Source organism: Kitasatospora sp. NPDC086791 (genome assembly GCF_040685975.1).
Classification (GTDB): domain Bacteria; phylum Actinomycetota; class Actinomycetes; order Streptomycetales; family Streptomycetaceae; genus Kitasatospora.
Genome location: NZ_JBFBOC010000022.1, coordinates 1 through 8,787, shown reverse-complemented (window position 1 = coordinate 8,787; position 8,787 = coordinate 1). Strand labels below are relative to the sequence as shown.

6 protein-coding genes, 2 tRNA genes and 1 pseudogene are annotated in these 8,787 nt (G+C 72.0%); 4 read left to right on the top strand and 5 right to left on the bottom strand.

Features of this window, described 5'->3' with window-relative positions:
• Positions 1 to 6: 6 nt before the first annotated feature.
• From AB0Q99_RS24860 to AB0Q99_RS24840, 5 genes are all read right to left on the bottom strand, one after another.
• A tRNA-Glu gene (locus tag AB0Q99_RS24860) sits at positions 7 to 79 on the bottom strand.
• 45 nt (positions 80 to 124) lie between these two features.
• Positions 125 to 196, bottom strand: a tRNA-Gln gene (locus tag AB0Q99_RS24855).
• 240 nt (positions 197 to 436) lie between these two features.
• Complete coding sequence (gltX, locus tag AB0Q99_RS24850; RefSeq protein ID WP_363575297.1) at positions 437 to 1,936, bottom strand: glutamate--tRNA ligase; 1,500 nt, start codon at positions 1,934 to 1,936, stop codon at positions 437 to 439.
• The gene (locus AB0Q99_RS24845) at positions 1,929 to 2,729 is read right to left on the bottom strand and encodes a fumarylacetoacetate hydrolase family protein (RefSeq protein ID WP_363575295.1); all 801 of its coding nucleotides are present in this window, start codon (positions 2,727 to 2,729) and stop codon (positions 1,929 to 1,931) included. The genes gltX and AB0Q99_RS24845 overlap by 8 nt, the downstream gene beginning before the upstream one ends.
• 266 nt (positions 2,730 to 2,995) lie before the next feature.
• Positions 2,996 to 3,214, bottom strand: coding sequence for a hypothetical protein (locus tag AB0Q99_RS24840; protein ID WP_363575293.1), 219 nt, complete (start codon positions 3,212 to 3,214; stop codon positions 2,996 to 2,998).
• A gap of 638 nt (positions 3,215 to 3,852) precedes the next feature.
• On the opposite strand from AB0Q99_RS24840, the gene AB0Q99_RS24835 reads away from it, so the two are divergent.
• The 4 genes and pseudogenes from AB0Q99_RS24835 to AB0Q99_RS24820 all read left to right on the top strand — a co-directional run.
• A complete protein-coding gene (locus tag AB0Q99_RS24835; protein ID WP_363575291.1) occupies positions 3,853 to 7,653 on the top strand; it encodes a nitrate- and nitrite sensing domain-containing protein in 3,801 nt (1,266 codons plus the stop codon).
• A 10-nt stretch (positions 7,654 to 7,663) separates the two neighbouring features.
• Positions 7,664 to 8,077 (top strand): roadblock/LC7 domain-containing protein, encoded by a 414-nt coding sequence (locus AB0Q99_RS24830; protein WP_030057391.1) that lies wholly within the window; start codon positions 7,664 to 7,666, stop codon positions 8,075 to 8,077.
• Positions 8,078 to 8,241: 164 nt separating this feature from the next.
• Complete coding sequence (locus tag AB0Q99_RS24825; RefSeq protein WP_363575289.1) at positions 8,242 to 8,667, top strand: DUF742 domain-containing protein; 426 nt, start codon at positions 8,242 to 8,244, stop codon at positions 8,665 to 8,667.
• Positions 8,648 to 8,787 (top strand): annotated as a pseudogene (locus AB0Q99_RS24820) (ATP-binding protein); the annotation flags it as partial. The gene AB0Q99_RS24825 and the pseudogene AB0Q99_RS24820, both read left to right, overlap by 20 nt.

The following is an 8,787-nucleotide window of genomic DNA, read 5'->3' as shown; positions in this document are numbered from 1 at the left end:
GATCCGTACCCCCGACCGGATTCGAACCGGCGCTACTGCCGTGAGAGGGCAGCGTGCTAGGCCGCTACACAACGGGGGCTTGATCTTCTCTTGTACTGCGGTACTACGGTGGTGCGGTACTGCGCTGGGGTACCAGGACTCGAACCTAGACTAAATGAACCAGAATCACTCGTGCTGCCAATTACACCATACCCCACCAGAGTTGAACCCTCGTCGGGCCCTTCCTCAGGCGTTGCGCCTCTCGTTCGGTCCCGGCCGGGGGGCTTTCGCTCCCTCGTCCGTTCCCTCCCGGGCGGCGCAGAAAGAACATTACCCGACGTCTGCCCTGGCTCCAAAATCGATAACCCCAGGCAGCGGCGAGGGGGCCGGCGGATGACCTCCGGGTACGCCGCGGGCCCGGCACGGAGCCGGGCCCGCGGCCTGCTCAGCGACCCGCTCAGGCGGCCGGCAGGGCGTCCAGGGCGGAGCGCAGGCGGCGCAGCGTCTCGGGGCGGCCGAGCAGCTCCATGGACTCGAAGAGCGGCGGCGAGACCCGACGACCGGTGACGGCCACCCGCAGCGGCGTGAAGGCGAACTTGGGCTTGATGCCCAGCCCTTCCACCAGCGCCTCGCGCAGCGCGGCCTGGATCGGCTCCGGGGTGAAGTCCGCGAGCTCCTCCAGCGCCTTGATGCTGGCCTCCAGCACCGGGCGGGCGTCCGCGGTCAGCACCTTGGCGGCGTCGTCCGGGTCGACGGCGAACTTCTCCGGCGCCACGAACAGGAAGCCGGCCATGTTCACGATCTCGCTCAGCACGACCATCCGCTCCTGGGTGAGCGGCGCGACCTTGGCGAGCACGTCCAGCTGCTCGGCGGTCGGCTCGGCCGGCAGCAGCTCGGCGGCCTGCAGGAACGGCACCAGGCGACCGGCGAAGTCCTCCGGGGCCAGCTTGCGGACGTGCTCGGCGTTGATCGCCTCGCACTTCTTCAGGTCGAACCGGGCCGGGTTGGCGTTCACCTTGGCGATGTCGAAGGCGGCGACCATCTCGTCGATGTCGAAGATGTCCCGGTCCTCGGCCAGCGACCAGCCCAGCAGGGACAGGTAGTTGAGCAGGCCCTCGGGGATGAAGCCGCGCTCGCGGTACAGGTTGAGCGAGGCCTGCGGGTCGCGCTTGGAGAGCTTCTTGTTGCCCTCGCCCATCACGTACGGCAGGTGGCCGAAGCGCGGGGTGGTGCCGTCGCCGACGCCGATCTCGGCGAGCGCGGCGTACAGCGCGACCTGCCGCGGCGTGGAGGACAGCAGGTCCTCGCCGCGCAGCACGTGGGTGATGCCCATCAGGGCGTCGTCCACCGGGTTGACCAGGGTGTACAGCGGGGCGCCGTTGGCACGGACGATGCCGTAGTCCGGCACGTTCTCCGGCTCGAAGGTGAGCGTGCCGCGGACCAGGTCGTCGAAGGAGATGGTCCGGTCGGGCATCCGGAAGCGCAGGATCGGCTCGCGCTTCTCCAGCTTGTAGACCGCGACCTGGTCGTCGGTCAGGTCGCGGCAGTGCCCGTCGTAGCCGGAGGGCTTGCCGGCCGCGCGGGCGGCCTCGCGGCGGGCGTCCAGCTCCTCGGTGCTGCAGTAGCAGTGGTAGGCGTGGCCGGCCTCGTGCAGGCGGCGGGCGACGTCGGCGTAGATGTCCATCCGCTGCGACTGCCGGTACGGCTCGTGCGGGCCGCCGACCTCCGGGCCCTCGTCCCAGTCGAAGCCGAGCCAGCGCATGGCGTCGAGCAGTTGGCCGTACGACTCCTCGGAGTCGCGGGCGGAGTCGGTGTCCTCGATCCGGAAGACCAGCGTGCCGCCGTTGTGGCGGGCGTAGGCCCAGTTGAAGAGGGCGGTGCGGACCAGGCCCACGTGGGGGTTGCCGGTCGGGGACGGACAGAAGCGAACCCGGACGGCCGGGTCAGTGTTAGCCACGCTTGATCACCTTGTTGGTGAGAGTGCCGATGCCTTCGATGGAGACGGCGACCTCGTCGCCGACGTTGAGGGGGCCCACCCCTGCGGGCGTGCCGGTGAGGATGACGTCGCCGGGCAGCAGCGTCATGGCCTCGGAGATGTGGACGATCAGCTCGGCGACCGAGCGGACCATCAGGGAGGTCCGGGCGGTCTGGCGGAGCTCGCCGTTGACCGTGCAGGTGACGGCCAGGTCGCCGGGGTCGAGGTCGGTCTCGATCCACGGACCCAGCGGGCAGGAGGTGTCGAAGCCCTTGGCCCGGGCCCACTGGCCCTCGCGCTGCTGGACGTCGCGGGCGGTGACGTCGTTGGCGCAGGTGTAGCCGAGGATCACCTCGGGCACCCGGTCCAGCGGCACCTCGCGGCACATCCGGCCGATCACCACGGCGAGTTCGGCCTCGTACTGGACGTCCGAGGAGAACGGCGGGTACGCGATGCTCTCGGTCGGGCCGATCACCGCGGTGGACGGCTTGAAGAAGGTCAGCGGGACGTCCGGGACCCGGTTGCCCAGTTCCTCCGCGTGCGCCGCGTAGTTGCGGCCGACCGCCACGATCTTGTTCGGGAGCATCGGGCTGAGCAGCCGGACGTCCTGGAGGCGGTAGCTCTCACCGGTGGGCTGGGGCTGGCCGAACGGGTGGCCGGCCAGCGCGTGGACGACCAGCGAGTCGGGCTGGGAAGGGTCGCCCTCCACCACGCCGAAGGAGACGCTGCCGGCGGCAGGGCTTCCTTCCCGGACGGAAAACCTGGCAATGCGCACGGCTCGGATACCCCTCGCTTCGTCGGCCGCCCGGGGCGCGCCCGGGCGCTGGTGGGCGCCCCGCCCACGGTGGGCGCGGGCCCGTCAATCGGCCTCCAGGCTATCGCGTGGGGCCCTGGCTGACCGCTTTGCCCCTGTTCAGCGCGGTTGGGGCGGAAGCGGCGCGAGCGGGCGAGCACCCCGAGGCGAGCGGGCGAGCCGACGAACAGCAGAGGGCGCCGCCGCCACGGGTGTGGCGACGGCGCCCTCTCGGCACGCGCGGCGGGTCAGTCCGCCAGGACGACGGCCGGGGCGACCATCAGCTGGGTGCGACGCGGGTTGGCGGTGCTGGCCGGCAGCTCGGTGCCGTAGGTCACGACGTCCTCGGCCTTGCGGGCGCCGGGGATCTTGCTGAAGTCCTCGACCGAGGCCAGCGTCGTCCGGCGCGGGTTCGCGGTGGAGCGGCAGGACAGCGTGGACTTGGTGGCGTTCTTCGCCTGGGACATCGAGAGCACCTCGTGGTCACGGCCGGGCGATCCGCGGCGGATCGGCACCGGCCTGAGTGATTCCGATTGATTCGGAGGGGTTCTGGGCAGGCTGATCGGGGCCGTGCACCGGAGACAGCCAGGTTACGAGATCTCTTTCCACAGAGACCGTGACCAAAGCTACACATTAGACTGTGATTTTGCTCACAAAATGCCGAGCAAAACTCAGATATCCGACATATCGCCGCATCGGAATTTTCCGACATTCGACCGATAACGGGCATTCCGGAAGGTCTGTGACTCTTTTCGATCTAGGGTCCGGTTGGCATGTATCCGGCGAGTGTCCGAAAAATGCGGTATTCCGGTCCGGTTACCGCACAGTCAGTGAGATCCCGCAAGCGGTCGGTAGCGCCGGGCGCCTGGTTCCTGCGGCCCTTGTTGGGATTCCCCGGCTGTGCTGGAATGCGACGGACCGTGGGTAGGGAGTGGTCCACCCCGGTGACCCGCTCTCCCGGACCGGCCGGGGTGCGGATGGAAACTCGACACCGTCCAGGCCGTGGCAACGCGGCGGGACGCCCGGTCCAGAGGTTGCGACGCCAGTGCAGGGACGTTTCAAAAGGGGTAGCGGCGCCGCGGGTAACCCGGAGTCGCGCGAGCCTGTGGCAGCCCCCCAGCAGGCGGCGGCGCCAGGCGGCCCGGCCGAGCCGATGACGCCCGAGGCCGTCGGCCGCCCGGAGGATGACGGTCAGGAGCGGAAGTCCACCCGGGACAAACTCCGGACCTCCCTGACCAGGCGCCGGGCCACCGGTCTGAACCGGCTCGCGATGCGCAACTGGCGCATCCGCACCCGTCTGATCGCCCTGCTCGCCCTCCCCGTGCTGGTCTCGCTGGTCCTCGGTGGCCTGCGCATCCAGACCTCGATGGAGAACTCGCAGCAACTCGCCCAGATGGCCAACCTGTCCGACCTGGCCAAGAAGGCGACCAACCTCGCGGACGCGCTGCAGACCGAGCGCGACATCAGCGCCGGTCCGATCACGCACGAGCCGAACGCCCCGCTGGACGACGACATCGTCGCCGCCCGCAAGGCCACCGACGACCTGAGCCGCACCTTCACCGCGTCCTCCGACAAGTTCGAGAACCTCGAACTGTCGGGTGGAAAGGCGCTGCTGCTGCAGATCCGCCGCGACCTGAACTCGATCGCGGACACCCGCAGCCTGCCGTACCAGAACAACCAGAACATCCAGTCGACGATCACCGCCTACGACGTGATCATCCGCGACCTGCTGTCCATCTCCCAGGACATCGCGCTCGCGTCCAACAACAAGGACCTGGTCGTCTCCACCCGCGCGCTGCAGCAGTTCTCGCTCGCCAAGAACGCGACCTCGCAGCAGCGGGCCCTGATCAGCGCCGCGCTCGCCAACCCCAAGGCCCCCGACCTCAGCCTGAGCGACGAGTCCTTCGGTATCCGCCTGCGCCTCTCGTACGACAACGCGGTCGCCAGCTTCAACAACATCTACACCGCGCACGACCTGGACAACCTGCGCAGCCAGCTGAGCTACAACTCGGTGGTCGCCGACGCCGACCGCTACGCCCAGACGATCCTCATCCAGGGCGGTATCCACCAGACCGAGGCGGTCAGCTACAAGGACTGGTACGAGAAGTCCAGCGCCAAGATCACCGCCGAGCGCCGGATCGAGTCCAAGCTCATCGAGAACCTCGACGGCAAGGCCCAGGACCTGCAGTCGCAGGCCGACACGGACGCCCTGATCATCGGTGTCGCGGTCGCCCTGGTGCTGCTCGTCGCCCTCGGTGGCGCCGGTCTGATCGCCCGCTCGATGGTGCGCTCGCTGACCCGCCTGCAGGCCGCGGCCGAGGACGTCGCCGAGCGCCGCCTGCCCGAGCTGGTCAAGACCCTCTCCGAGAGCGACCCGCACGACGTCGACACCACGGTCGAACCGGTCGCCGTCGACTCGACCGACGAGATCGGCCACGTGGCGCACGCGTTCGACATGGTGCACAGCGAGGCCGTCCGCCTCGCCGCCGAGCAGGCCCTCCTGCGCGGAAACATCAACGCGATGTTCACCAACCTCTCGCGCCGCAGCCAGGGCCTCATCCAGCGCCAGCTGTCGCTCATCTCCGAGCTGGAGAGCCGCGAGGCCGACCCGGACCAGCTGGCCAACCTCTTCAAGCTGGACCACCTCGCGACCCGCATGCGCCGCAACGGCGAAAACCTCCTCGTCCTCGCCGGTGAGGACCCGGGCCGCCGCTGGACCCGCCCCGTCCCGCTGGTCGACGTGCTCCGCGCCGCCGCCTCCGAGGTGGAGCAGTACGAACGCATCGAGCTCGCCGCCGTGCCGTCGGCCGAGGTCGCCGGCCGCGTCGTCAACGACCTCGTCCACCTGCTCGCCGAGCTGCTGGAGAACGCGACCTCGTTCTCCAGCCCGCAGACCCGCGTCCGGGTCACCGGTCACGCGCTGCCGGACGGCCGCGTGCTGGTCGAGATCCACGACACCGGCATCGGCCTGAGCCCCGACGACCTCGCCGAGATCAACGAGCGCCTCGCCAACCCGCCGACGGTGGACGTCTCCGTCTCCCGCCGCATGGGCCTCTTCGTGGTCGGTCGCCTGTCGCTGCGCCACGGCATCCGCATCCAGCTCCGCCCCAGCGACTCCGGCGGCACCACCGCGCTGGTCATGCTCCCGGTGGACGTCACCAACTCCGGCGACCGCCGCGGCGCCGGCCGCCCCGGCCCCGCCCAGGGCAAGCAGCAGCGCGGGGCCGCCCCGACGCCGCGTCAGCAGCGCCAGATGCCGCCCGGCCGCCAGGGCGGTCCGGCCGCGCTCGGCCAGGGCCCGGCCGGCGGTGCCCCGCAGGGCGGTCGCCCGCAGCTCGGCCAGGGCGGTCCGGCCGCTCCGGCGGGGCCCGGCGCGCAGGCCGGTCCGGGGGCGCCCGGCGGCCCGGGTGCACCCGGCGGCCGCGCCGGTGGCCTGCCGACCCGCCAGGTCGGCAAGGCGCTGCGCGAGAACCCGGTTCCGGGCAAGAGCAAGGGCCGGCCGGGCCAGGGCCGGCAGCCCGCGCAGCCGCAGCCGACCCAGCAGTCGCCGCAGCAGCAGTCGCCGCAGCAGCAGCCCCCGCAGCAGTCGCAGCCGCAGCAGTCGCCGCAGGGCGGCCTGCCGCAGCGCACCCCGGGCCGCCAGGGTCCGCCGCAGGCCGGCCCGAGCGGCCTGCCCCGCCGCGGCCGCCAGCAGCAGCCCGGCCAGCCGCAGCCCGGCCAGGAACGGCCGCGTCCGGGCGGCGAGTTCGACGGCGCCCAGGCTCCCCGGACCGGCGAGCAGCCCCAGCACGGCCGCCCCGGCGGTCCCGGTGTTCCGCCGCAGGGCGCCCGCCCGGGCAACCGTCCGCAGGACGGTCTGCCGCAGCGCGCCCCCGGCCGTCAGGGCCCCGGTGCGCCGGGCGCCCCGGGTGCCCCCGGCCGGCCCGACGCCCAGGGTCCGCGCCGTCCGCAGCGCCCCGGCCCGGACGCGCCGCAGCGCGACCGTCAGCCGCAGCTGCCGCAGCAGGCCCAGCAGCAGGCCCAGCAGCAGCCCCAGCAGCAGCCCCAGCCGCTGCCGTCGGCCGAGCCGGCGCCGGTGGAGAGCACCCAGCAGCTCGCTCGCCCGCGCTTCGAGGCCAGCCAGATCGACCCGCGCGACCCGCTGGGCCTCGGCCTGGTCGAGCCGGTGCTGCCGAACGTGCCGAACCCGGCGCGTCCGGAGCAGGCCCCGCAGCAGCCGCAGCCGCTGCCGCTGCCGCACCAGGAGCCGATGGCGCTGCCGACCGGCCCGTCCGCGGCCGCCGGCCGCCAGCCCGCCGACCAGCAGCCCTGGTACCCGCAGGACGACGCCCAGCAGCAGCCCCCGCAGCAGGCGCGGCCGCAGTCCTACCAGCCGCGTCGACCCGGCACCTCCGCCCCGGAGTTCACGGAGCAGGGCCAGGCCCCGCAGCCGCAGGGCCGACCGCAGCAGGGCCGGCCGCAGGCCGCGCGGCAGCAGCAGCCCCAGCAGTCGCCGCAGGCCCAGCAGCAGCCTCAGCAGCAGGCCCAGCAACCGCAGCAGCCGGGCCCCGGCGACGCGCCGTGGCGCCCGTCCGCGAACGACGAGCGCTGGCGCCGGGCCGAGCAGGTCCGCGAGCCCTCGACCAACGGTGTGACCATGTCGGGCCTGCCCCGGCGGACCCCGCAGGCCAACCTGGTCTCCGGCACCGCCGAGTCCTCGCCGCTGACCGGTCCCCAGGTCTCCCGGGCCCCCGAGGAGGTCCGCGGCCGACTGACCAACCTGCGCCGCGGCATCCAGCAGGGCCGCCGGGCCGGGGCCGAGCAGACCTCCACGCAGCCGGGTTTCCCGCATGGTGCCCAGCAGCCCGGATTCGATAGTTTCGGTGGCCGGAGCGACGGCAACGGCGCAGATCACCAGGAGCGTTGAGTTGAACCAGATGAGCCAGGCCGCACAGAACCTGAACTGGCTGATCACCAATTTCGTGGACAACACCCCCGGGGTGTCCCACACCGTGGTGGTCTCCGCGGACGGCCTCCTGCTGTGCATGTCCGAGGGCTTCCCCCGGGACCGCGCCGACCAGCTCGCCGCCGTCGCCTCCGGCCTCACCTCCCTCACCTCCGGTGCCAGCCGGATCTTCGAGGGCGGCGAGGTCAACCAGACCGTGGTCGAGATGGAGCGGGGCTTCCTGTTCCTGATGGCCGTGAGCGACGGCTCCGCCCTCGCCGTGCTGGCCTCCCCGGACTCCGACATCGGCCTCGTCGGCTACGAGATGGCCCTGCTCGTCGACCGCGCCGGCGCCGTCCTCACCCCCGCACTCCGCGCGGAACTCCAGGGCAGTCTCCTGCACTGACCGGAACCCGCACGGACCCACCCACCCGTCCCACCTCCCCGCCGGGTCCGACCCGACCGGACCCGGCGTCTCACCCTCAGCTACCCTCAGGCAGCTGATCCCGCCTCAGCTGGCATCTGCCCCAGCTGGAACCGGCTGCTCAGGCTGCAGCACAAGGAGGACCCATGACCCCGCCCTCGACACCCGCCGGCTCGTACGGCAGCGGGTACGGCAGCGGCTACGGCGGGCAGCAGTCCGACGGCTACGAGCAGCAGCCGCTGGTCCGCCCGTACGCGATGACCGGCGGCCGGACCCGTCCCCGCTACCAACTCGCCATCGAGGCCCTGATCTCCACCACCGGCTCCGCCGAGCGGACCGGCGGGCTGCTCCCCGAGCACTCCCGGATCGTCAACCTCTGCCGTGAGGTCAAGTCCATCGCGGAGATCTCCGCACTGGCCGGTGTGCCGCTCGGTGTCGCCCGCATCCTCGTCGCCGACCTCGCGGAAGCCGGTCTCGTCGCCATCCACCAGCCCGCCGCCGCGGGCGAGTCGGGCGGAACGCCCGATGTCACGCTGCTCGAAAGGGTCCTCAGTGGACTTCGCAAGCTCTAACGGACCCGCCCGCGCCACGACGTCGGCGAAGATCGTCGTCGCGGGCGGCTTCGGTGTCGGCAAGACCACGCTCGTCGGCGCCGTCTCCGAGATCAACCCCCTGCGCACCGAAGCCGTCAT